The organism is Pseudohalocynthiibacter sp. F2068 (assembly GCF_023015645.1).
Classification (GTDB): Bacteria; Pseudomonadota; Alphaproteobacteria; order Rhodobacterales; family Rhodobacteraceae; genus Pseudohalocynthiibacter; species Pseudohalocynthiibacter aestuariivivens.
The window spans coordinates 155,833-179,930 of the sequence record NZ_JALKAK010000003.1; the positions used below are offsets into that span (position 1 = coordinate 155,833).

General features: G+C 52.8%; 22 protein-coding genes. 6 read left to right on the forward strand and 16 right to left on the reverse strand.

What is annotated here, in order from left to right:
• Window positions 1–4: 4 nt before the first annotated feature.
• From narJ to MWU63_RS05200, 6 genes are all read right to left on the reverse strand, one after another.
• Window positions 5–706, reverse strand: a complete 702-nt coding sequence (gene narJ, locus MWU63_RS05175) for a nitrate reductase molybdenum cofactor assembly chaperone (protein WP_213888296.1) — start codon at window positions 704–706, stop codon at window positions 5–7.
• A complete protein-coding gene (gene narH / locus MWU63_RS05180) occupies window positions 706–2,235 on the reverse strand; it encodes a nitrate reductase subunit beta (protein WP_213888297.1) in 1,530 nt (509 codons plus the stop codon). The genes narJ and narH overlap by 1 nt, the downstream gene beginning before the upstream one ends.
• Window positions 2,232–5,966: a nitrate reductase subunit alpha gene (locus MWU63_RS05185; protein ID WP_213888298.1), complete on the reverse strand. Its 3,735-nt coding sequence runs from the start codon at window positions 5,964–5,966 to the stop codon at window positions 2,232–2,234. Before MWU63_RS05185 ends, narH begins: the two co-directional genes overlap by 4 nt.
• A 67-nt stretch (window positions 5,967–6,033) precedes the next feature.
• Window positions 6,034–7,641 (reverse strand): antiporter, encoded by a 1,608-nt coding sequence (locus MWU63_RS05190; protein WP_247077170.1) that lies wholly within the window; start codon window positions 7,639–7,641, stop codon window positions 6,034–6,036.
• 65 nt (window positions 7,642–7,706) lie between these two features.
• On the reverse strand, window positions 7,707–9,032 hold the full coding sequence (locus MWU63_RS05195; RefSeq protein ID WP_213888300.1) for a nitrate/nitrite transporter: 1,326 nt from the start codon (window positions 9,030–9,032) through the stop codon (window positions 7,707–7,709).
• The gene (locus MWU63_RS05200; protein ID WP_213888301.1) at window positions 9,025–9,261 is read right to left on the reverse strand and encodes a hypothetical protein; all 237 of its coding nucleotides are present in this window, start codon (window positions 9,259–9,261) and stop codon (window positions 9,025–9,027) included. Before MWU63_RS05200 ends, MWU63_RS05195 begins: the two co-directional genes overlap by 8 nt.
• Before the next feature lie 277 nt (window positions 9,262–9,538).
• On the opposite strand from MWU63_RS05200, the gene MWU63_RS05205 reads away from it, so the two are divergent.
• On the forward strand, window positions 9,539–10,237 hold the full coding sequence (locus MWU63_RS05205) for a cyclic nucleotide-binding domain-containing protein (protein WP_213888302.1): 699 nt from the start codon (window positions 9,539–9,541) through the stop codon (window positions 10,235–10,237).
• Window positions 10,238–10,333: 96 nt separating this feature from the next.
• Complete coding sequence (locus MWU63_RS05210; RefSeq protein WP_247077172.1) at window positions 10,334–11,452, forward strand: aminotransferase class V-fold PLP-dependent enzyme; 1,119 nt, start codon at window positions 10,334–10,336, stop codon at window positions 11,450–11,452.
• Between the two features lie 23 nt (window positions 11,453–11,475).
• Here MWU63_RS05210 and MWU63_RS05215 read toward each other — a convergent pair whose 3' ends face one another.
• The 7 genes from MWU63_RS05215 to MWU63_RS05245 form a co-directional block, all read right to left on the reverse strand.
• Window positions 11,476–12,348 carry an NAD(P)-dependent oxidoreductase gene (locus MWU63_RS05215; protein ID WP_213888304.1) on the reverse strand — a complete coding sequence of 291 codons (873 nt, stop codon included), beginning with the start codon at window positions 12,346–12,348 and terminating at the stop codon, window positions 11,476–11,478.
• A gap of 79 nt (window positions 12,349–12,427) precedes the next feature.
• Window positions 12,428–13,387, reverse strand: a complete 960-nt coding sequence (locus MWU63_RS05220; protein ID WP_213888305.1) for a D-glycerate dehydrogenase — start codon at window positions 13,385–13,387, stop codon at window positions 12,428–12,430.
• Between the two features lie 3 nt (window positions 13,388–13,390).
• Complete coding sequence (locus tag MWU63_RS05225; protein ID WP_213888306.1) at window positions 13,391–13,585, reverse strand: hypothetical protein; 195 nt, start codon at window positions 13,583–13,585, stop codon at window positions 13,391–13,393.
• Between the two features lie 17 nt (window positions 13,586–13,602).
• The gene (locus MWU63_RS05230) at window positions 13,603–14,940 is read right to left on the reverse strand and encodes an amidase (protein ID WP_213888307.1); all 1,338 of its coding nucleotides are present in this window, start codon (window positions 14,938–14,940) and stop codon (window positions 13,603–13,605) included.
• Window positions 14,937–16,301 carry a TRAP transporter large permease subunit gene (locus tag MWU63_RS05235; protein WP_213888308.1) on the reverse strand — a complete coding sequence of 455 codons (1,365 nt, stop codon included), beginning with the start codon at window positions 16,299–16,301 and terminating at the stop codon, window positions 14,937–14,939. Before MWU63_RS05235 ends, MWU63_RS05230 begins: the two co-directional genes overlap by 4 nt.
• Before the next feature lie 33 nt (window positions 16,302–16,334).
• The gene (locus tag MWU63_RS05240) at window positions 16,335–16,904 is read right to left on the reverse strand and encodes a TRAP transporter small permease subunit (protein ID WP_213888309.1); all 570 of its coding nucleotides are present in this window, start codon (window positions 16,902–16,904) and stop codon (window positions 16,335–16,337) included.
• A gap of 73 nt (window positions 16,905–16,977) precedes the next feature.
• Window positions 16,978–18,072 (reverse strand): TRAP transporter substrate-binding protein, encoded by a 1,095-nt coding sequence (locus tag MWU63_RS05245; protein ID WP_213888310.1) that lies wholly within the window; start codon window positions 18,070–18,072, stop codon window positions 16,978–16,980.
• Between the two features lie 675 nt (window positions 18,073–18,747).
• Between MWU63_RS05245 and MWU63_RS05250 the strand changes: the two genes are divergently transcribed.
• The 4 genes from MWU63_RS05250 to tpiA all read left to right on the forward strand — a co-directional run bounded on the left by MWU63_RS05250 (window position 18,748) and on the right by tpiA (window position 20,796).
• On the forward strand, window positions 18,748–19,113 hold the full coding sequence (locus MWU63_RS05250) for an SUF system Fe-S cluster assembly protein (protein WP_213888311.1): 366 nt from the start codon (window positions 18,748–18,750) through the stop codon (window positions 19,111–19,113).
• Window positions 19,114–19,199: 86 nt separating this feature from the next.
• Window positions 19,200–19,550: an iron-sulfur cluster assembly accessory protein gene (locus tag MWU63_RS05255; protein WP_213888312.1), complete on the forward strand. Its 351-nt coding sequence runs from the start codon at window positions 19,200–19,202 to the stop codon at window positions 19,548–19,550.
• The gene (locus MWU63_RS05260) at window positions 19,550–19,918 is read left to right on the forward strand and encodes a TfoX/Sxy family protein (RefSeq protein ID WP_213888313.1); all 369 of its coding nucleotides are present in this window, start codon (window positions 19,550–19,552) and stop codon (window positions 19,916–19,918) included. The genes MWU63_RS05255 and MWU63_RS05260 overlap by 1 nt, the downstream gene beginning before the upstream one ends.
• 125 nt (window positions 19,919–20,043) lie before the next feature.
• On the forward strand, window positions 20,044–20,796 hold the full coding sequence (gene tpiA / locus MWU63_RS05265; RefSeq protein WP_213888314.1) for a triose-phosphate isomerase: 753 nt from the start codon (window positions 20,044–20,046) through the stop codon (window positions 20,794–20,796).
• 120 nt (window positions 20,797–20,916) lie between these two features.
• On the opposite strand, the gene MWU63_RS05270 is transcribed toward tpiA, so the two are convergent.
• The 3 genes from MWU63_RS05270 to MWU63_RS05280 are packed head-to-tail and all read right to left on the reverse strand — an operon-like array spanning window position 20,917 to window position 24,053.
• A complete protein-coding gene (locus MWU63_RS05270) occupies window positions 20,917–22,311 on the reverse strand; it encodes a TRAP transporter large permease (protein ID WP_213888315.1) in 1,395 nt (464 codons plus the stop codon).
• On the reverse strand, window positions 22,311–22,988 hold the full coding sequence (locus tag MWU63_RS05275) for a TRAP transporter small permease (protein ID WP_213888316.1): 678 nt from the start codon (window positions 22,986–22,988) through the stop codon (window positions 22,311–22,313). Before MWU63_RS05275 ends, MWU63_RS05270 begins: the two co-directional genes overlap by 1 nt.
• A 60-nt stretch (window positions 22,989–23,048) precedes the next feature.
• On the reverse strand, window positions 23,049–24,053 hold the full coding sequence (locus MWU63_RS05280) for a DctP family TRAP transporter solute-binding subunit (RefSeq protein ID WP_213888317.1): 1,005 nt from the start codon (window positions 24,051–24,053) through the stop codon (window positions 23,049–23,051).
• Window positions 24,054–24,098: the final 45 nt, after the last annotated feature.

The following is a 24,098-nucleotide window of genomic DNA, read 5'->3' on the forward strand; positions in this document are numbered from 1 at the left end:
CTCCTTATTCTGCCGCCGTGGGCGGCGCGTTACGTGGGGTATCCATCTGGGCAAGCATGTCGCGCACTTGCGGACATCCTGCGTTGGGATCGGGGCCAAAAGTGACCTCACTTTCCTCCCAGACCGCATCAAGCGCTTCCAGATCATTCGGATCATCATCCGGCGTCTCAAGCAGTTCTGCGACAGCTGCTGTATCAACCTTTTCACCGGACAGATGTACCAGCGCTTCCATTGCAACAGCATAGCTGCTTTCACGACGTGTCAGCCGCGTATGAAGCGCCTTCAGGATATGGGCCGTATCTGCCAGTATATCCTTGCCCTCGCTGATTGGGCGCGCAGACAGGAACTCCAGCAAAACAGGCAGATGATCCGGCAATTCAGTGGTGGCAGGTTCAAACCCTGCCGCCCTGTAGGTTTCTACCAGATCAACCATCGCGCCACCCCGGTCACGGCTTTCACCGTGGACATGCTCAAACAGGTTGAGGCTGAGTGTGCGCGAGCGGTCAAACAGCTCCACGTACCGCTCCTGCGCGACGTAGATGTCTGCAGTGGCAATTTCATCCATCAGGCGATCAAGGTCGGCAATCAGATCAGAGGACAGCAAGCCCTCTGACGTCAGGGCCGCCATGATCTCTTGTTTGGCTGATTGCAACTCTTCTGTCGGATAGCTCAGAAGGGCTGACATCGCTTTGTATGTCATAATCATCAGAATGCCTCCGACGGAAGGGTAAGGGTCTTTTTCTTCTTCTTGCCACCAAACAGGCTGCCTTGGCTGATACCCGGTGAACATCCATTGCCATCGGTAAAGCCACAGCCACCGCGAATATCGTAAGCCTCTTCCACGGTTTCGCGGTGTGTGGTCGGGATCACGAACCGGTCTTCGTAGTTCGCGATCGCCATGATTTTGTACATGTCTTCGATCACACGACCCGACATGCCGACACGGGCTGCAACACCTTCGTCGATCACACCGTCCACCGTTTTCGCACGCATATAGGCACGCATGGCAAGCATCCGCTCTAGCGCATGAACCACAGGTTCCTCGTCACCTGCTGTCAGCATGTTGGCAAGGTAACGAACCGGAATGCGCAGAGAGCGGACATCCGGCATATCACCGTCATGGCCAATTTGCCCTGCTTCAGCAGCGTTCTGAATTGGTGAAAGCGGCGGAATATACCAGACCATTGGCAAGGTGCGGTACTCCGGGTGCAGTGGGAAAGCGATCTTCCAGTCCATCGCCATCTTGTAGACTGGTGAAACCTTAGCGCTTTCAATCCAGTCGCCAGGAATACCCTGCTCCAGCGCCATGCGCTGAACTTCGGGATCATGCGGATCAAGGAACATATCAAGCTGCGCCTGATAAAGGTCCTTGTCATTTGGCGTATTGGCCGCTTCTTCGATCTTGTCGGCGTCATAAAGCAGAACACCCAGATAGCGGATGCGACCGACACAGGTTTCCGAACAGACAGTCGGATTGCCACTTTCGATCCGCGGATAGCAGAAGGTGCATTTTTCCGATTTTCCAGTGTCCCAGTTGTAGTAAATCTTCTTGTAAGGACAGCCCGACACACACATCCGCCAGCCACGGCATTTTTCCTGATCAATCAGAACAATGCCGTCTTCTTCGCGCTTGTAGATCGCGCCCGATGGGCAGGATGCCGCGCAAGCCGGGTTGATGCAGTGCTCACAAAGCCGTGGCAGATACATCATGAAGGTGTTTTCATACTCGCCGTAGATTTCTTTCTGAATACCCTCAAAGTTCGTGTCAGCAGACCGCTTGGAGAATTCACCACCAAGAATTTCTTCCCAGTTCGGTCCCCATTCAATCTTTTCCATCCGCTCGCCGGTGATCTTTGATCTTGGGCGTGCCGTTGGAAAGGCCGTCATTTCCGGGGCTGATTTCAAATGGTCATAGTCGAAATCAAACGGCTCGTAGTAGTCGTCGATTTCCGGCAAGTCCGGGTTGGCGAAAATATTCGCCAGAATCCGCCATTTTGACCCCTGCTTGGGTTGCAGTTTGCCGCGTTTTGTCCGCTCCCAGCCGCCATTCCATTTGTTCTGGTCTTCCCAGTTTTTTGGATAGCCAATACCGGGTTTGGTTTCGACGTTATTGAACCAGGCGTATTCAACGCCATCGCGGCTCGTCCAGACGTTTTTACAAGTGACCGAGCAGGTATGACACCCGATGCATTTGTCCAGGTTCAGAACCATTCCGATTTGTGCACGAATTCTCATTCTGCTGCCTCCACGTTGGTTGCCGGCGTGTCGAGCCAGTCAACTTTTGTCATCTTGCGAACAATCACAAACTCATCACGGTTGGATCCGACCGTTCCGTAGTAGTTGAACCCGTAAGACTGCTGGGCATAGCCACCAATCATATGTGTAGGTTTCAACGTTGCGCGGGTGACCGAGTTGTGAATACCGCCCCGGTTTCCGGTCCTTTCAGACCCCGGTGTATTCACGATTTTTTCCTGCGCATGATACATGAAGATCGTACCTTCCTTCATGCGCTGGCTGACAACAGCCCGCGCCGTCAAGGCACCGTTTGCATTGTAAACTTCGACCCAGTCATTGTCGACCAGACCAGCAGTCTTCGCATCGACCTCGCTAAGCCAGACAACAGGGCCACCCCGGTTCAATGTTAGCATCAACAGGTTGTCTGAATACGTGCTGTGAATGCCCCATTTCTGGTGCGGGGTGATGAAGTTCAGCACAACATGCGGCTTACCTTCGTCCGTGTTGATTTCAGAGTTGATTGTCTTCATGTCGACAGGAGGACGATAGGCACAGAACCCTTCACCAAAGGCCCGCATCCACAGGTGATCCTGATAAAGCTGCTGACGGCCTGTCAGCGTGCGCCATGGGATCAGCTCGTGCACATTGGTATAGCCGGCGTTGTAGCAAACGCTCTCGCTCTCAATACCGGACCATGTGGGCGAACTGATGATCTTGCGCGGCTGCGCTGCCAGATCGCGGAAGCGGATTTTCTCGTCTTCCTTGGGCAATGCCAGATGCGCGTGTTCGCGACCTGTTGCTTTGGACAGCTCTTCCCACGCTTTTACCGCAACTTCGCCGTTGGTTTCCGGCGCAAGCATCAGGATCATCTCGCAGGCATCAATAGCCGTTTCAAGAACAGGCATCCCTTTCGAGATTCCTTCGTCCAGCACAACGCCGTTCAGGTCACGCAGATGCTGCACTTCGGGCTCGGTGTTCCAGGTGATGCCCTTGCCGCCATTCCCGAGCTTGTCGAGAAGTGGGCCGATTGCTGTGAACTTTTTGTAAAGGTTCGGGTAATCCCGTTCGACCGCAATATAGTTTGGAGCGGTCTTACCGGGGATCAGATCACATTCGCCTTTCTTCCAATCCAACACCTGATCCTGCGCAATCTCTGCAGGTGTGTCATGCAGAATTGGCAGTGCCACGATATCGGTTTCAGTCCCCAGAATTTCCGGGGCGACTTCTGAAAACTTCTTGGCAATCGTCTTGAAGATATCCCAGTCCGACCGGCTTTCGTACGCCGGATCAACCGCAGCTTGCAGCGGGTGAATGAACGGGTGCATGTCTGATGTGTTCAGATCATTCTTTTCGTACCAGCTGGCCGTTGGCAAAACGATGTCCGAGTAGACACAGGTCGTGCTCATGCGGAAGTCGATTGTTACAAGAAGGTCGAGTTTGCCTTTCGGCGCGTCTTCATGCCACTTCGCCTCTTTCGGCATCACGCCGCCTTCTTCGCCGAGGTCCTTGCCCAACACACCGTGTTGGGTGCCTAGAAGATGCTTGAGGAAATACTCGTGACCTTTGCCGGAAGACCCAAGCAGGTTCGAGCGCCAGACAAACAGGTTACGCGGCCAGTTTTCCGGTGCATCCGGGTCTTCACAGGACATCTGCAAATCGCCAGATTTCAGCTGCTCCGCAACGTATGCCGGAATTTCCTTGCCAGCCTTTTTCGCAGCGTTCGCAACATCCAGAGGATTGGTTTTGAGCTGCGGTGCTGACGGCAACCAGCCCATCCGCTCGGCGCGAATGTTGTAGTCGATCAGGCTGATGTCCCAATCACCCTCAGGTGCGGTGGGTGACAGGATTTCACTTGCCGAGATTTGCTCGTAGCGCCACTGATCCGTGTGCGCATACCAGGCGCTGGTTGAATTCATGTGCCGCGGCGGCCGTGACCAATCTAGGGCAAAGGCCAATGGCTGCCAGCCGGTTTGCGGACGCAGTTTTTCCTGCCCCACGTAGTGGCTCCAGCCTCCTCCTGACTGGCCGACACATCCGCACATCACCAACATGTTGATGATACCGCGGTAATTCATATCCATGTGATACCAGTGGTTCAGACCGGCACCGAGGATGACCATGGATTTCCCTTTGGTCTTTTCTGCATTGAGCGCGAATTCACGCGCGACTGTTTCGATCTTGTCGGCAGAGACGCCAGTGATCTTTTCAGCCCATGCAGGGGTGTAGGGAATGTCTTGTGAGTATTTGCTTGCGACCCAATCCCCGCCAAGACCACGATCAAGACCGTAGTTTGCGCAGAACAGGTCAAACACGGTCGCAACAAGGATTTCCTTCTTGCCGGACTTGATGCGCTTAACCGGAAGGTTCTTTGTCAGAACATCCGGATGTTCGCATTTCACGAAGTTCTCGGATGCTTCACCACCGAAATATGGGAAATCAACGCCCATAATATCGTCATGGTCTTCGTCCAGAATGAACGACATTTTCAGATCGGTGTCTTTTCCCTTGGCGCGTTCTTCAAGGTTCCATTCGCCGTCTTCGCCCCAACGGTAGCCAACGGTGCCATTGGGTGAAACCAGACCACCTGATTTTTCATCCCAGGCAACGGTTTTCCATTCGGGGTTATTCTTTTCACCGAGCTTGCCGTGCAGATCGTCGGCACGCAAGAACCGGCCCGGTACAAGTTTGCCGTCTTTTTCGTCGAGCTTCACCAGCATCGGGAAGTCGCTGTATTTACGGGTGTACTCTTCAAAATACTCGGCTTGCCGGTCAATGTGGAACTCGCGCAGAATGACGTGGCCCATGGCCATCGCCAACGCACTGTCTGTTCCTTGTTTTGGAGCGAGCCAGATGTCGCCAAATTTTGCGGCTTCTGAATAATCCGGACAGATGACAGCGGATTTCGTGCCGCGATAGCGGGCCTCTGTATAGAAGTGCGCGTCAGGTGTTCGGGTTTGCGGAACATTACTGCCCCAGAGCAACAGGAAGCCCGCATTGTACCAATCGGCACTTTCAGGCACGTCAGTCTGCTCACCCCATGTCATCGGGCTGGCAGGTGGAAGATCGCAGTACCAGTCATAAAACGACATGCATACACCACCCAGCAAGCTGAGGTAGCGGCTGCCTGCCGCGTAGCTGACCATCGACATCGCAGGGATCGGAGAGAAGCCAAAGACGCGGTCGGGACCATAGGTTTTAGTGGTATAAGCGTTTGCAGCAGCGATGATTTCGGTTGATTCATCCCATGTCGCGCGCACAAAGCCGCCCTTACCGCGGGTCTGAACATAGCTTGCCCGCAAGACCGGATCTTCCTGCAACGCTTTCCATGCTGCAACCGGGCTCATGGTTTTACGCATTTTACGCCATGCGCGCATCAGCTTGCCGCGTACCAGCGGGTTTTTTACCCGGTTGGCAGAGTAAAGATACCAGCTATAGCTTGCTCCACGGGCGCACCCACGCGGTTCGTGGTTCGGCAGATCGGGCCTTGTGCGCGGATAATCCGTTTGCTGGGTTTCCCAGGTCACGATGCCGGATTTCACATAAATCTTCCATGAACACGAACCGGTGCAGTTCACCCCGTGGGTGGAACGCACGATCTTGTCGTGCCGCCAGCGGTTTCTGTAGGTGTCTTCCCAATCGCGGTTCTCACGCGTGGTCTGGCCGTGGCCATTGGAAAACTTGTCCAGTTCTTTTGACTGAAAGAAGTTCAGGCGGTCGAGCAGATGGCTCATCTTTTCTCTCCTAGCTGCTGCTTACATGCCCCCTGCGACTTGCGCAGGGGGCAGGCTTGTTCTTGGATCAGGGGTTTTTCACGTAGGCGCCTGGGCGCAAGTAAAACCACCAGTTGATCAGGATGCAGACCCCATAGAAAATCGCGAAACCATAGAGCGCGTATTCAGGGGTTGCGGCTTTGATTTGTTCACCAAACACTTTTGGGATGATGAAGGCGCCATAGGCGGCCACAGCGGATGTCCAGCCAAGGACAGGGCCAGCCTGTTCTTTGTTGAAAACCACCGCGATGGTGCGGAAGGTCGACCCGTTGCCAATACCGGTAGCCGCAAACAGGATCAGAAAGAGCACCATGAATGGGAAGAAGTATTGCTCGGGTGTTGCCGAAACATAGGCTTGCTTAAGGAAGTAAGCCACACCCAGTGCCGAAGCCACCATGATGATCGAGATCCATTGTGTAACGCGTGCGCCACCCAGTTTGTCAGCAATCATCCCACCTACAGGACGGATCAAGGCGCCAATGAATGGGCCCATCCAGGCGTACATCAACGCAGATGGCCCGTTCGGGTTGGCAATGTTATGCGTCAGCACACCGTCAACTTCGAGGTGCTGGAAGCCAAAGACAACTTTGATCGCCAGCGCGAAAGTTGCTGCGTAACCGATGAACGACCCAAAGGTCATCGTGTAGATCACGGTCATGGCCCAGGTGTGCTTGTTGCCAAAGATCTTGTACTGACGTGTCAGGTTCTGTCCGACTTGTCCGGGGATCAGTTTCAGCAAAATCACGGTCAGCGCAATAACGATTGGCAACACGATCCATTTGGAAACCATGAAGCCAGAACCGCCCACATTCTCTGGCAACATCAACCAAAGACCAAAGGCTGCTGTTACGAACCCGACAAGCAACATTCCAGAGATCGTACCAAATGCCCCGATTGGGTTTGGTATTTCAGGTGAAACATGTTCGTCCCGGATGTTGTTCATGCCAAACCAGCCAAGGAAGGCCAGTGGAACAAGCGCAAGCAACCAGACGAAACCAGCGTTCTGGATATACGTCACCGTCCCTGCCGGGATTTTCCCGATCAGGGTTCCGGAGGTGTTCACCAACTCACGACCATCACCACCAAACAGACCGAATGTCATCACCAGTGGGATAACGATCTGCATCGTAGTCACACCAAAGTTGCCAAGACCCGCGTTCATGCCCAGCGCATACCCCTGAATTTTCTTGGGAAAGAAGAACGAGATATTCGACATCGAGGACGCGAAGTTACCGCCACCGATACCGCTAAGAAATGCCAGAGCCTGGAATTTCCAGAGTGGCGTGTTTGGATCCTGAAGCGCGAATCCTGCGCCAATCGCAGGAAGCATCAAAAGTGCTGTCGTAAAGAAGATTGTGTTACGCCCGCCTGCGATGCGGATAAAGAAGGTTGACGGAATACGAAGCGTTGCCCCCGTCAGACCCGCAATAGCGGCCAGGGTGAACAACTGTGATTTTTCGAATGCAAAGCCAAGGTTGATCATCTGAACAGTGATGATCCCCCAGTAAAGCCAGACGGCAAAGCCGCAGAGCAAACTGGGGATGGATATCCAGAGATTGCGGTTTGCAATCGCCTTACCAGTTGATGCCCAATAAGCCTCGTCATCTGGTGTGTAGTTTCTCAGATCTTGTCCCAAGGTCAGATCCTCCGATATTTGGGATTGTAGCGGGCCGTTTCACCGGCCCGCCGATTACTTGAAAATCAAGTGTTAGCGTGTGGAACATCCGACAGATGTGTGTGTTCACGCAGTTCAGGATGTCTTTCGCGATCCATCTTGCGAATAGCGAGATGCATCCAGATCGTACTGACCGCGACGATTATGAACATCAGCATGAAGACAGCTGACCACACGTGGAATACGTCCAGCAGGATGCCGAAAGAGATGGGCAGGATAAAACCGCCGAGCCCCCCGATCATGCCGACAAGACCGCCAACAGCGCCAACGTTATGCGGGAAGTAAACCGGAATGTGTTTGTAAACGGCTGCCTTACCAAGGCTCATGACAAAGCCAAGAACCACTGTCAGGAAGACAAAAACATAAAGTGGAATGCCGAAGCTGAATTCAATGAGCCGCTCAGAGCCGTCTTCGTAGGGAATACCTTCAACCACATAGGTGGTTTCCGGGTAGCTCATGATGAACAACACAACCAGGGACACGATGAATGTCAGATACATAACAAAGCGTGCACCCCAGACATCCGACATCCAGCCTCCAAGCGCCCGGAAAACCGAACCCGGCAGCGAATACATCCCGGCAAACACGCCTGCTGATGTCAAGGCGACGCCATATGCACCGACGTAGTAGCGTGGCAGGAATGAAGCGAACGCAACGAATGCACCGAAAACAAAGAAGTAGTAGGTCGCAAAACGCCAAACCTGAATATCTTTCAGAGGTTCGAGTTGTTTAATCGCTGATACGGGTTTTTCACCTGTTTTCTTTTGGTGAGCCCGCACAGGGTCTTCCTTGGCGAAGATGTAAAAGGCGATTGCCATGATAACGAGAACCACAGCGTAAATACGCGCGGTATCTTCCCATCCAACGGCAACAACCAGAAATGGTGCTGCAAAGTTGGTAACTGCGGCCCCCACGTTACCAGCACCAAAGATGCCGAGTGCCGTTCCCTGACGCTCTGCTTCGAACCAGCGAGAGACATAGGCAATACCGATGATGAATGACCCACCGGCCAGACCAAGCCCCAGCGCGATCATCAGAAAGACAGCGTAAGTCTGAACTGATGCCAACAACCAGACCGAAACCGCCGTAATCAACATTTGAAGCGGCAGCATGATGCGCCCGCCAAACTGGTCGGTCCAGACGCCCAGAAAAATCCGGCTCAACGAACCGGTAAGAACAGGTGTCGCAACCAGCAACCCAAACTGAGTTTCCGTCAGTCCCAGGTCTTGTTTAATTTTCACACCGATGATCGAAAAGATCGTCCAGACCGCAAAACAAACGGTAAACGCCAAAGTACTGAGACCGAGCGCACGATACTGGTTACCACGGGTAACACCCTCGATATTATGCATGTTCCATACCTCCGATATTTTTGCAGCCGACAAGCCATGATAGTCCTTCCATCATGCCGCTTTGAGGGTGCAGTTCCTGGCGCACAACAGCCATTGCGGGGACTGTGCCAAGCCAAACAGAAAAACAGGAAAGGAACGCAAAGCCATCAATGTGGAACGTTCTGATCTGATCCATTCTCGCGTTGAAGAAATTTCGTAAAAGGCTTGTTGCCTTATTTTGGATTTCCATATCCCCATTCCCTTACCAAGAAGACCACCCTTTTTTTGCCATAAGCGCGACACAGGCGGTTCTTCATTGCGGGGAAGATGAAAGGGTTTCGGAATTCGGAAGTTGACCTAGATCAACAAATGGCCTGATGGGTTGTGAAACAAGGTGGTGTTGAGAAAATGTATGTCACACCGGAAATTTTTGTTTATTGTCGAGTTCGTAAATGGAAATATCGGCTTGACAAATTTCGCAATTGTAATTGATTAATGTCAAACCACAGATAGGGGCGACTCAGAAGATGCGACCAGAAGAACAGCCGGTAATTCGGTCATTGCCCTTGTTTCAACAAATGACGGAAGATAATTTCGACCGCCTGATGCGTGGCGCATATGTGCAATCCTTCCCGCCGCAAGTTGAACTCATCACGGAAGGCGACCCCTGCGATTTCCTGCACATTGTTGTCGACGGAGAGGTTGAGCTGGTGGCCACGTGGTGCGGTCGTGAGACGACCATGGGCATCGTGCGCCCCGTCTCGACTTTCATTCTCGCCGCCGCGGTAAAGGACGCGGTGTGCCTGATGTCGGCCCGTACACTTGAAAAGACCCGCCTCGTTCTGCTTCCTGCAATTGATGTGCGTGAAGTCTTCGAAATCGACAACGGGTTTTCCCGCGCAGTTGTGACAGAGCTGGCAGTGGCCTATCGAGGCGTTATTCGTAACACCAAGAACCTGAAGCTACGTAGTTCTTTAGAGCGGCTGGCGAATTATCTTCTCAGCCAAAAGAATCTGGCTGGTGGTGCAAAGTCTTTTGAACTTGTGATGGAAAAAAGGCGGCTTGCGTCCTTGTTAGGTATGACACCAGAAAACCTGTCACGTGCCATAAAGGCGCTGCGCCCCTACGGTGTCAAAGTTGACGGAAACTGTATTGAAATCGTAGATTCCAGCGATCTCGAAAGGTTGGCAAAACCAACGCATTTGATTGATGGCAACGGCATATAGATTAGGATGCACACCTGGGTGCCGTAGGTTATCCTAAATCGCGTCCGGGTTTGTGGTAGCATCACGCCTTATTTCTGAGAACGGCGGAGCTATATCGTGATCGTAAATATTCATGACAAATATCGCCTGACACACGTAATAAACATGCGCGGTGTCTTTACCCCGCTGGGTGTTTCTAGATCGTCAATCGGTGTCAGCAATGCTGTTGCTCATGCTCTCGCAGAGCATTTTGTGATTGACGAGCTTCAGCAAATCGCGAGCCGTAAGATCGCCGAATTCGCAGGGGCCGAGGCGGCAACTGTCACCCACTGCACCGCGTCCGGCGTAACATTATCTGTGGCTGCAGCCATGACCGGAATATCACCTCAACGAATAGCAGCCCTGCCCGACAGCACCGGAATGCAGAGCCGTGTGGTCCTGCCAAAAAGCCACAGCGTGAACTACGGGCACCCGATCGAACAAGCAATCCGGCTGGCCGGGGCGACACCGGTTTTTGCCGGCGCCAAGGATCAGTGCACAGTGACAGAACTCGGGCAAACGGTTGCTCACGAAGACACCTGTTGTCTTTTGTTAGTTTCCTCTCGTCTCGTTTCAGGCGAACCGTTAGATTTCGCAAGCGCGGTGAGCCTCGCTCATAAAAAAGGTATTCCAGTGATAATCGACGGCGCAGCACAGGATAGGCGTATCAAAGAGCTGCTTGCCACGAACGCCGATATTGTTCTGGTCAGTGCCCAAAAATACCTTGCAGGCCCAACAGCTGGACTTGTCCTCGGAAGCGCCTCTTTGGTCGCGGCTGTTCGTGCGCAGGAAAAGGGCATAGGGCGTGGAATGAAGGCTTCTAAAGAAGCGATCATTGGCGCACTCGCTGCTTGCGAAGAAAGAAGCGCAGAAGACGCCCCTGCCTGGGCAGAGATGCAGGCGCAAAAACTGCCCGGCTTCATTGAACGCGCAAATGCGTTTCACGGCGTTAACGCGTTTACGGTGCCGGATCAGACTGGCCTGCCGTTTGAGCGCGTGCACCTAAGAATTGATCCCGACACCGCGAAAATGACTGCATCGCAGCTCGTAGCGGCCCTAAAAGAAGGCACACCTTCAATCTGGGTCATGGACCAGCGTGCGGCCGAAGGCGAGATTGCATTTGAACTCGTGCAATCAACGCCTGATGAAATTGAGACTGTGCTGGAACGCTTGTCTGACCTTCTCTCGAAGCAATAATGCCCTTGGCAATGCCAATATGCTCAATCAAATTTGCGCAGGCGCCTTAGCAACGACGACGTATCCCAGCGCCCGCCACCCATTTTCTGAACGTCTTTGTAAAACTGATCGACCAAAGCCGTTACAGGCAGGCTCGCACCATTTTCGTCCGCTGTGCTGAGACAGATGCCCAGATCTTTGCGCATCCAATCAACTGCGAAGCCATGCTCAAAGTGATCGTCCAGCATGGTTTCATAGCGGTTTGACATCTGCCAGCTACCCGCTGCGCCCTGGCTAATCACCTCAACCACAGCGCGCCCATCAAGGCCGGATTTTTCGGCAAAATGAAGCGCTTCGGACAAGCCCTGCACCAACCCTGCAATGGCAATCTGGTTGCACATCTTGGTCATTTGCCCGGCACCGCTGTCACCGATCCGCCGACAAATGCGGGAATAGGCCTGAATGATCGGCTCCGCCCGGTTGTAGGTTTCCTGAACACCGCCGCACATGACGGATAGCACCCCGTTTTCAGCACCGGCCTGCCCACCTGAAACTGGCGCATCGACAAACCCAACGCCCTTATCCTCGGACGCCGCAAAAAGCTCGCGTGTCACCGCGGCCGAAACTGTGGTGTGATCAACAAACACACTCCCCGCTTCCATCCCGGAAAACGCACCGTTTTCGCCAGAGCAAACTGTGCGCAGGTCATCGTCGTTGCCAACGCAGCACATCACGAATTCTGCACCCTTTGCAGCTTCGGCCGGTGTCGCGCCCATTGCGCCGCCATGTTCTTTGACCCATGCCTCGGCCTTTGCTGCAGTTCTGTTAAAGACAGTAACCTCATGCCCCGCAGTCTGAAGATGCCCGGCCATCGGATAGCCCATCACACCAAGTCCCAAAAATGCTACTTTCGCCATTGTATTCCCTTTCTGACAAACGCCATCGGCGTTTGGTTAGTAATTATGAACTAAATCCTGAGGCAGCCCCGGCACCCATTCAAAGTTGGTCTTTTGGAGTCTTCCCTGCAAAAAATGCATCAAGATTATCCAACGCGCGAAAACCCATTGCGTCACGTGTTCTGGTGGTTGCACTACCTATGTGGGGCAGCATGAAAATGTTTTTGTACGCCGCAAAGGCTGGGTTACCACCCGGCTCTACCGCGAAACAATCAAGCCCTACTGCCGAAAGTTTACCGCTTTTCAGAGCTTCAAGAAGTGCCACCTCATCAACCAGAGCACCGCGCGCCGTGTTCACAACAACCGCACCATCTGGCAACAGCGCAAAGCGGTCTGCGTTCATCAAACCTGTCGTCTCCGATGTTGCCGGGCAATGAAGCGATAGAAAATCAGCAACGCTTAGCAGGCCCTCGATCGTTTCGTGAAAGATTGCACCCTGTTCCTTGTCTTCTGACAATCTGGAGCGGTTGTAATAGTGAATCTCCATATCAAAGCCAAGCGCCTTGCGCGCAAAGGCCTGCCCCACACGTCCCATCCCAATAATGCCAAGCCGCGCGCCGGTTGTTTGTTTGCCCACCATGAAAGACGGGCTCCAGAAATCCCAGTTACCGGAACGCACCAGATCGTCACCTTCTACCGCATGGCGCGCAGCTCCCAACATAAGAAGCATAGCGATCTCAGCAGTCGCATCTGACAGGACGTCAGGTGTATTCGTAATCGTGATTCCACGGGCTTTCAGCGCGGGCAGGTCACAATGGTCCACCCCGACAGAGTGGTTGGCGATAATCTTGAGCCGCGGATCAAGACGTGCCGCAACCTCGGCGCTGAAAAGTTCTGAGTGGCAGGGGATGATTGCATCGACCTTCGCGCTCATTCCGACAATATCATCGGCCGAACTTAGCGTATCATCGGTATTGACGATGACATCATAGTCACGCGCGGCACGTTCTAGCGTGGCGTCAGACAGACGACGGGAAATCCAGACAACGGGCTTGGTCATAGCTTACTTTCGGCGCACGCATTCATCCCAGAAATCATAAAGCGCCATACTCAGCACCGCGATCACGATAACAGTGAAAGGCAAGCCACCCCAGAATCCGGCAAAACCGGTGGAAATCGAATGGGCCAGCCCGATGATAAAGGTAAACATCAGTGCGGTCCCGAATAAGCCGACAAATAATTTTGTTCCGTTTGACATGTCTAATTCCTCCGGTTTCAGGCTTCGGCCTTCAATTCATTCAACACCCAATTCGCGGTGCGCAGCAAGCGGTCATCTTCTTCTTTGGCGCCGATGAGTTGAACGCCAATCGGCAGGCCAGTTTCACCGACAAGCAGTGGCATTGTAACACAGGGCAGTCCGGCGAGGTTCCAGATTGTGCAGAAAATCGGGTCCCCGGTGCTGTCGCCAAATTTCGGGGCCTCGCCCGTCGCCGATGGGGCGATGACCGCGTCATAGTCATGGAAAAACTCTTCAAAGAAGGTTTCGGCAGAGTCCATAACCACAAGCGCGTCTTCGTATTCTGACTGACTTATCTTGCGACCACGCTGCACGATTGGTTTCAATGTATCGCTGACCTGATCCCAATGTGTATTCAGTGTCTCAGAAAGATGATGACAGAATTCATACTCGTGAATCGTGTGCTGAACATCGACGAGCGCTGCAAGTTTTTCCGATGTTTTGATCCGTTCCACCTGCCCGCCCAAAGCTTCGGTAACTGCGGCAAACGCCTCGATGGAATCTGATGTCAGCTTGTCGTGATAAGGCATCTCAAGCCAGACGAGTGAAGGCTTCACCGGGGCTTCGGCCTGAACCCCTGCCCCCATATCTGGTCTGGGACGTGGGTAGGACATAGTATCCGAAGGGTCATAACCTTTCACAGCATCGCAAAGCAGTGCCGCGTCTTCAAGCGTTCGGCCAAAGCAACCAACCTGATCCAGCGTAACCGACGTCTGTAGAATGCCGCGGCGTGACACCACCCCACGGGTCGGCTTCAACCCAAAAATACCGCAGTAGGACGCAGGCCGAATGACAGATCCGTTCGTTTGCGTACCAATAGCCAGCGGCACGTTAAAGGCCGCCACCGCTGCTGCGGAACCGCTTGATGACCCCCCCGGCGAATAGTCCGGGTTATGCGGGTTACGTGTTACTGCGGGATGCGCGAAGGCAAGTTCCGTCGTGACCGTCTTTCCAAGGATCACGGCACCCGCATCTGTCAGGCGTTCAACGATTGCCGCATCGTGGGTCGGCCTGCGCCCGGAAAAGATGGGTGTTCCGCGTTCGGTTGGCAGGTCTTTTGTGTCAACGATGTCCTTTAACGCAACCGGCACACCGTGAAGTGCCCCAATGGGCCTGCCTGCCTTTCGAATCCGGTCCATTTCTGCAGCCTGTTTAAGCGCGGCTTCTTCCTCCAAGCTCGCCCAGGCCCTAAGCGTTGGTTCAGTCTCTGAAATTCGCTGCAAGCAGGATTTCACCAGATCGACGGAACTGAGCCGCCCTTCACGTATGTGACGGGCCGCTTCAGTTGCCGACAAAGCATTCGGCGCAGTGCTCATGGAACGTATACACCGAACAGGTAGTCAGGGAACCACAGCGCAATCCCCGGAAACTGGTACATCAGCACCATGCATAGGATCACGATACCCAGGTAAGGGATGATGCCTCGGAAAATTTCCATGAGTTCGATCTGTTTTTTTAGCACGCCCTTCAGATAATAGGCCGACATCGCCATCGGCGGCGTCAGGAACGAGGTTTGCAGATTAAGTGCAACCAGCATCGCAAAGAAGTATGGGTTCACGCCAAAGACTTCGAGCATTGGCAAAAAGATCGGAACAAAGATAATCAGAATTTCAGACCATTCCAGCGGCCAGCCAAGGAAGAAGATGATGAGCTGCGCCATGACCAGGAACTGCCAGGGTTCAAGGTTCATACCAACAACCCAGTCAGAAATCAGGTCATGCCCGCCGAGGTAGGAAAAGACCGAGGCAAACGTCCACGACCCGACAAAAAGCCAGCACACCATCGCGGTGGCCTTCGCGGTCAAAAAGACGCTTTCCTTGACTTTGAGCCACGTCAGAGAGCGGTACAAAAACGCCAGAACCAAACCACCAAGCGCACCCATGGCCGCAGCTTCGGCAGGGGTTGCCAGACCGCCAAGGATTGAACCCAGAACCAGCATGATAAGTACCGTCAGCGGCACAAAGGATATCAACAGATCGAGGTAGATTTTCCTGCGCGGTGGTATATCGTCAAGGTTGGGTTTAGGCGCGATCGCCGGATTGATCCATACGCGGATCATCACATAAACAATATAGAGACCCGCCAATAGAAGCCCCGGAAAAACAGCAGCCGCGTACAGGCGCAGAGGCGAAAGCTCTGCAATTGCGGCGTAAACGATCAGCATAATCGACGGCGGAATCAGAATACCAAGCGTACCCCCAGCGCAAATAACACCCGAAGCAAAGCTTTTGTCGTAGTTTGCTTTTGCCATAGCCGGATAAGCCAGCAGGCCCATCAGCGTGACAACCGCCCCCACAATACCCGAGGCTGTGGAAAAGACCGCGCAAGTCAAAAGCGCAGCAATCGCTAGCGAGCCGGGCAAATTCCGCGCGGCCATATAGAGCGAATAGAATAACCGGTCCACGATATTGGCACGCTCAACCACGTACCCCATGAACAAAAACAGTGGGATCGCGACAAGTGTGTCGTTCTCCATCACCGAATAGGTGTTCTGGTTTAACAGGTAGAAAATGTTGTTGTTGAAAATGTCCGAAAACGTTTCAATTCCACCTTGGTAGTAGGCGTAATAGCCAAAACCCACGCCCATCGCGAGCAGAGTGAAAGCAATTGGAAAACCGAGCAGCACCAGCAGGATAAACAGGCACAGCATCAGGATGGCAACTTCAGGATTTGTCATCTTATTCTCTTTGTCCTAGGGGGCTTTGTCTGCTCAGAATTTCGGTTCGTTGATATGCATCAGCATATCTTCGGTCTCTTTCACGTCATCCAAACGTTCCATCCAGACACCGGTTTTCATCGCCTTCCAGCACCGCATCAGCTCTGCCAGACCTTGCAGCATCAGCAAGAGGCCAGCGGCAGGTATCAGCGTTTTGAAGAAATAGATTTGGATTCTGGCCGGGCTGTTCCAGCTGACTTCCTTGTACCGCCAGCTGTCGCTTGCGATTTCCCAGCCGTACCAGAAAAGCGCAATCATGCCGGGGAAGAAGAACAGAAGGTACAGTAAAAAATCAACACGCGCCTGCCAGCGGATCGAAAACAGGCGGTAAAGAACATCACCCCGAACATGCGCGTCCTGCGCAAGCGCATAAGGCCCTGCCATCAGGAAAAGGGCACCATACATCTGAACCATCATATCGAAAGCCCAGACTGTCGGAGCGTTCAGGACATATCGCACGAAAACTTCGTAGGAAACTGAAAGTGTTAGGATCAAGATGCACCAGCCGAAAGCGCGCCCTACCCATAGGCTCAAACCTTCGATCGCATAGACCAGTTTTTCCATATTTCAGTTTCCTTAGTCCAATAAAAGTCCGGGGGCCTTTTGCAGCCCCCGGAACAGTTTTTTGTAGCAGCGATCAGCCGAAGTAATGTGCGTAGGCCAGCTTATAGTCAGGCTGGTTCAGATTCAGATAATCCATCACGTTCTCAGCGTAGGCTTTTTGTGAATCGATCACCTTCGCAAAGAATGCGTCCTCGCCCGAAATACGGTCAACCACGATATCCCAGGCATCCAGCTGCGCTGACATAACACTGTCTGGTGTGCGGTAGACATTGACACCCTGCTCGTCGCGCAGAGTTTTCAGATCATCCGCATAACGCTTTGTGTTGTGCCAGTAGAAGTTGGAATTTTCAGCTTCGGACGCATATTTCAGGATCGCCTGAAGCTCTGCTGGCAATGCTTCATACTTGTCTTTGTTGAACGTCACCTCAAAGAATTCCTGTGACTGGTGGAAGGATGCAAGATGGTAGTGTTTGGACACGTCCTGCATACCGAAGTCACGGTCAGAGGTTGGGTTGTTAAATTCTGCCGCATCAATCAGTCCGGATTTCATGGCCGGCTGAATTTCACCGCCCGGCAGTTGGACAACGGACATACCCATTTCGAGCAGAACGTCGGCAGCGAGACCGACAGTACGGTATTTCAGGCCGTCCATTTGTGATGCGTCTTTGATCTCTTCTTTGAACCAGCCCAATGGCTGCGCAGGCATTGGAGAGTTGAAGAATGAAACAACGTTCAGGCCAAGCGAGGCCATCAATTCGTCAAACAGTTCCTGACCGCCGCCATAGTTGACCCAACCCAGAACTTCTTGGCTGGACCAGCCAAAGCAGGGGCCAGTTCCAAACAGCGATGCAGTTTTTGATTTCGAATACCAGTATGCCGGCACGTAGTGTGCGGCATCCAGAACGCCGCGGTGAACGGCGTCTTGCATCTGGCTGGTTTTCACAACCGAGTTTACAGGCAGAAGGTCGATTTTTAGGGCGTCTCCCGCCATGGCGTGAACACGGTCTACGTATGATTGAGCGTTTTCAAGGAAAATACCACCGCCCCAGGCAGCTTGCATTTTCAATACGGTGCCTTCTGCGCGCGCGATTGAAGGTGCTGCAAGTGACGCAGCCGCCGCTACGGCCGAGCCGCGCAGGAATTTCCGACGATTTACGGAGTTTGTCATGTTTCCTCCCAAGGAATAGAGCAATTTATTAGTAATGTTTGTTGCTTTCGGAGCCTGATGCCCTCTTTTCACCGTTTAAAAATACTTGAACAATTTCGATGCGGCAAGAGAATTTTAACGTTTTGGTAAGGTTTTATTGCCAATTAAGCGATTTGGGTTTCTTGGGGCCACTCTGAAAATTGGGTTGCGAAAGCACAAACAGAGTTTAAGCGTCGGCTCTCCGATAAGTTAATCTTCAAGTTTCACAGAAAACTACAGAAGTTTTTTTGTTTATTTACTAATATTTATACTGGGGTGAATCCACGTGTGCTCATGCAACGTTTTACTGCAAACGACATAATGCAAGGCTCTTCGCAGGGAACCGATTTGGTTTTGGCACGGCCAGAAGCTTCCAAACGGAAAACCCCTTAATTTAGCCAATCACAAGGCGGAATGCCTGTTAGCGCCAGAGTCGCGGAAATCTCTTTCGGTCGAGATTCCAAGGCTTCTTTCACAAAACCACGTCGTTTACGGCCCATTTAAAAAATCATGCTGTTCTCAAAAATCCAGCAAACACAATACGAAACAGAATTCCAGACCGCCTGTAATACAGCGTGGCAAGATGAACCAACCTGCCCACTGGACGTCGGTTGTTCTAATCCTTATATATTCGCTCAAGTAATATAAGAGGCACCTATGACCGCCGAAGCACCACATCAGATGGAGGGTACCCCTCTCATCAAACCATCGACAACGGATCATGCGATTTACGATACCGTGGTCGAGGCTTGTCGCAGCGTTTATGACCCTGAAATTCCAGTTAATATCTATGATCTGGGGCTGATTTACACCATCGAAATCAGTGACGAAGGCGAGGTAAACATCCTGATGTCACTTACTGCGCCGGGGTGTCCGGTTGCCGGTGAAATGCCGGGGTGGGTTGCCGAAGCGGTTGAACCCCTGCCCGGCGTAAAAACCGTGGACGTACAACTGGTATGGGAACCGCCATGGGGAATGGACATGATGTCAGATGAGGCACGTCTTGAACTGGGTTTCATGTGACGAGACGTCAACCAGACCCCTCACCGCTTGAGATTAGCCCTCCAGCACCCTAAATTAATAAGCGAACAACCATAAACGGAGCCGTCATGTTTGGCATCCCAGGAAAACAAGCGGTTAGCATTAGCCCAAAGGCCGCCGCGCAAATCGTGCGGCTGATGCAAAAAGATGGCTCAAAAGGCCTGCGCATTGGCGTTAAAAAGGGCGGCTGTGCGGGTATGGAATACACGATGGACTACGTAAATGACGTAGACCCCCATGACGAAGTGGTTGAGCAAGATGGCGCACGGGTGATGATTGCACCGATGGCGCAGATGTTCCTGTTTGGTACCGAAATCGACTATGAAGTTTCGCTCCTCGAATCTGGTTTCAAATTCCGCAATCCTAATGTTGTTGATGCCTGTGGCTGTGGTGAATCAATAAAATTCGCAGATATGTAATGGCGACCGATCCGGAATTTGTCCTGTTCGCCAAAGATTTGTTTGCCGACATTGGACCAATTAAGACAACTCGCATGTTTGGCGGAACGGGCATCTATACGCAGGATGCGATGTTTGCTGTTCTGATAAATGGCTCCATTTACATGAAGGCTGACGAACCCCTGATCGCCGAATACCTTGCAGCAGGATCAGAACCCTTCAACTATGAAACGAAAGACGGCCCCCGAACAATTCATGGTCTGACCACCCTGCCCGACAGCGCGTGGGATGATCCGGACGAAGCAATGGCCTGGGCACGCAAGTCGCTGATCCCAGCATTGGAAACCGCTGCTGCCAAAAAAACAAAAAAGCCAAAAAAAGCAAAGTGATATAGCGCTGATCGGGCACTATTGCTGTTATATCTGCACAATTTCGGCTGTTGCTCTTGACCTGTCCCTGCAGGATTGCGATTTCCGTAAAAGGTCTCAAACGCCGCAAGCAAAGGATACTGACAATGCGCCAAAAACTCGCTGCTGGGAACTGGAAGATGAACGGCACTGCGGCGGCACTTGCCGAAGTGGACGCTCTGAACTCCCATTCATCAATTGCGGCAGTCGACGTCGTGATCTGCCCGCCTGCGACCTTGCTTTCACGAATGTCCGAACGCTTGACCCACAGCTCGATTGAAACGGGAGGCCAGGATTGTCATCCCGCAGCTTCCGGCGCGCATACAGGTGATGTATCTGCAGCAATGCTGGTCGACGCTGGCGCAGCTTATGTCATCCTTGGCCATTCCGAGCGGCGCGAAGACCATGGCGAAACAAGCGCGCTTGTCTGTGCCAAAGCCGGTGCTGCGATGAACGCCGGTTTGACAGCTATTATTTGCGTTGGTGAATCTGAAACCCAGCGTGACGATGGCACAACGCTCACAGTGATTGAAGATCAGCTCGCCGGGTCGATACCGGATGTTGTGACCGCGCGAAACCTTGTCATCGCTTACGAGCCGATCTGGGCGATCGGAACAGGCCGTGTACCAACGCTTTCGCAGATCGAAGAGGTGCATGATTTCATACGTACCAACCTGATTACCCGGTTTGGTGAAAAGACCGGCGCCGCAACGCGTATTCTTTACGGCGGATCCGTGAAACCCAGCAACGCAGCTGAAATATTCCACGTCGTCAATGTGGACGGCGCGCTTGTTGGTGGCGCGTCACTTAAAGCCAACGATTTCTCGGCAATCATAACGGCACTGGCCGCCAGCGCATAAGACCCCTACCCGACGGGTAATTTAACTGAAACACAAAACCGCCAAAAGATAACGGGCCGCTGCATGATGCAGCGGCCCGTTATTAATTTCTTGGTGAGGAGGTGTCGTTAAACGTCACCCCTACTGCATGATGATTTCCGGCCCCATCATCATGTTCGGCAAGAACGTCGACAGGAACGGGATATAGGTAATCATGATCAGGAAGACGAAGAGCACAGCAAGGAACGGCAGCGCCGCCTTCACCACACTCATCATCGGCATGCCAGCCACACCAGACGTCACGAACAGGTTCAGACCAACCGGTGGTGTGATCATCCCGATTTCCATATTGACCACCATGATGATCCCAAGATGGATTGGATCAATCCCAAGCTGAATGGCAATGGGAAACACGAGCGGCGCAACAATCACCAAAAGGCCCGATGGCTCCATAAACTGCCCGCCAATCAGCAAAATAACGTTAACAACCACCAGAAACATTATCGGACCAAAGCCTGCAGACAGCATCGCGTTTGCAACGTGTTGCGGAATTTGCTCCTCGGTCAGAACATGTTTCAGGATGAGCGCGTTCGCGATGACAAACATCAGCGTGACGGTCAGCTTGCCGGCCTCAAACAATGTGCGCTTTGTGTCGTGATGGAAAAACGCCGTCACCACAGCAATAGGTTTGCGCAGAATGCTGATCTTTCCATTGTCGCCCTTCGCTGCGAGCGGCCCCATATCGCGATAGATGAAACTTGCGACAAAGAACGCGTAGACAGAGGCGACAGCCGCCGCTTCGGTCGGTGTAAAGATCGCGCCCGTCACACCGGGAATACCGTAAATCCCGACCATAATGATAACAATCAGCAAAAGGCCCCAGCCCGCATCGCGGAAGGAATCAAACACTTCGCCCCAGCCAGCCCACTCACCACTGGGCATGTTCTTGACGCGTGCCATCACATAGATTGCGATCATCAGCATGAGACCAGCAAGGATACCCGGTATCACCCCGGCCAGAAACATTCGTCCGACGGAAACTTCAACAGCGGCAGCGTAAACCACCATCACAATCGATGGCGGGATCAGGATACCCAGAGTACCGGCATTGCAGATAACACCTGCCGCAAATTCCTTGGAATAGCCCGCCTGTCGCATCGCTGCGATCACGATCGAACCAATGGCGACCACCGTCGCCGGGGAAGACCCGGACAAAGCAGCAAACATCATACAGGCAAAAACCCCGGCGATTGCAAGACCACCCTGGAAATGCCCAACACAGGCGATCGAGAACCGGATGATCCGCTGCGCAACCCCGCCTGTCGACATAAACGACGACGCAAGAATAAAGAATGGAATGGCGAGCAGGGTGAAATGACCCTCAAAAGCACTGAACAAAGTTTGCGCAACAGAGGCGAGCGAACTGTCAGAGAACCATAACAGGAAAAGAACAGACGACATCCCAAGCGAAACCGAGATCGGCACACCGATCAGCATAAAGCCGATCACCATGACAAAGAGTAATACGACATCCATCAGTCTTCATCCCCCAGCTGCTCACGAATTTCCTGAATCTCGTCTTCAACCTCGTGGCTGGCGACAAGTCGATCCATCTTCCCGCTCCAAATCGAAAGCGCAACTTGAATGAACCGATACAAAAGCAGCGCCATTGAAAGCGGCAGAACAGCGTAGGGTATCATGCGCGGTAATTTGTTGTAGGATTCGCCTTCGTTGAACGCGCCTTCCATCCAGCCGAGAAAACCGGGGTGTGGAATATCGTTCACTTCATACCAGCCGCGATAGCTGGTTGGGCGCATGTCTTCAAAGCCGGTCGGGAACCAGCGGCCCGTGGTACCGGGCAGGTTGGCAAAGTTTGCCCAGTAATCCCAGGCGCCCTTCAATAACATCACGCTAAAGGCGATGCAGACCGCGACAGAGATCAATGCCAACAGCCGCCTGGTGCCTGGTGAAAGTATGTTGATGATTGCATCAACACCAAGGTGCGCACCTTTTTTGACTGCGTAGGATGCGCCCAAGAGGACAAGCCAGCCAAACAAGAACACCGTCATCTCGAGCGCCCAGAGAATATTTGAATTGAAACCGTATCGCGCGATGACATTGGCAAAAGTAATCAGTGTCATTGCACCCAGAAGAATCGAGATAAGCGTTTCTTCTATCTTGTCGACAAAAGTTTCACCCGGTTTCGGATGCATGATACTCCCCCCTATATCTCAAAAAAGGCGCGGCCCCTGTTAGAGCCGCGCCGATCTTTCTTAGTTCAGGTTTGCATTGATAGCCTGAGCGGCGTCGATGTTTTCCTGACCCACGTCCTCTGCAAACTGAGCCCAGACGGGTTTCATCACATCGACCCATGCCTGACGTTGTTCTGGCGACAGCTCACGAATAACTCCGCCAGCATCAAGAACAGACTGTCGGGATGCCTGATTAACAGCATAGGACTCTGCGTTGCGCACTTCTGTTACCTCATGAAGAATAGTCATGAACTGATCACGCACGGCAGGATCAAGGCTGTCAACCCATTCGGTCGACGTCACGACCAGATAGTCGATGATGCCGTGGTTGGTTTCAGTGATACCATCCTGCACCTCGAAGAACTTTTTGCCGAAGATATTGGACCAGGTGTTTTCCTGCCCATCAACAACGCCTTGTTGCAGCGCACCGTAAACTTCGGAGAAGGCCATTTTCTGAGGGCTGCCGCCGATTGCTTCCATCTGTGCGACAAGAACATCAGAGGATTGCACCCGGAATTTCAAACCGTTTGCATCTGTGGGTGCAACAAGTGGTACGTTCGCTGACATTTGCTTCATGCCATTGTGCCAGAACGCCAAGCCCTGAAGACCGCGGCGCTGCATTGAATCAAGCATCGCCTGCCCAGAATCTGAAGCCTGAAACGCATCAACCGCTTCAATGTTTGTAAACATGAAGGGCAGGTCAAAAATGCGGAACCGACGGGTGAACGCCTCGAATTTTGACAAGGAAGGTGCTGCAAGCTGCACATCGCCCTGAAGCATGGCTTCCAGAACTTTATTATCGTCATAAAGGGTTGAGTTCGGGAATACCTCCATACAGGCAACGCCGTTCATTTCCTCATTGACGCGCGACTCTAAAAGTGCGGCCGCAATGCCTTTGGGGTGGCGGTCGGTGTTTGTCACGTGGGCAAACTTGATAACGATCTCACCGTCTTCGCATGATGCAAATGCTGCCTGTGCGGTGAATGTAAGTGCCACAGCGGTTGCAGCAGCGGTTAGGAATTTCATCTTGGTTTCCTCCCAGATTGATCCAAAAAATTCTGACAACGCACC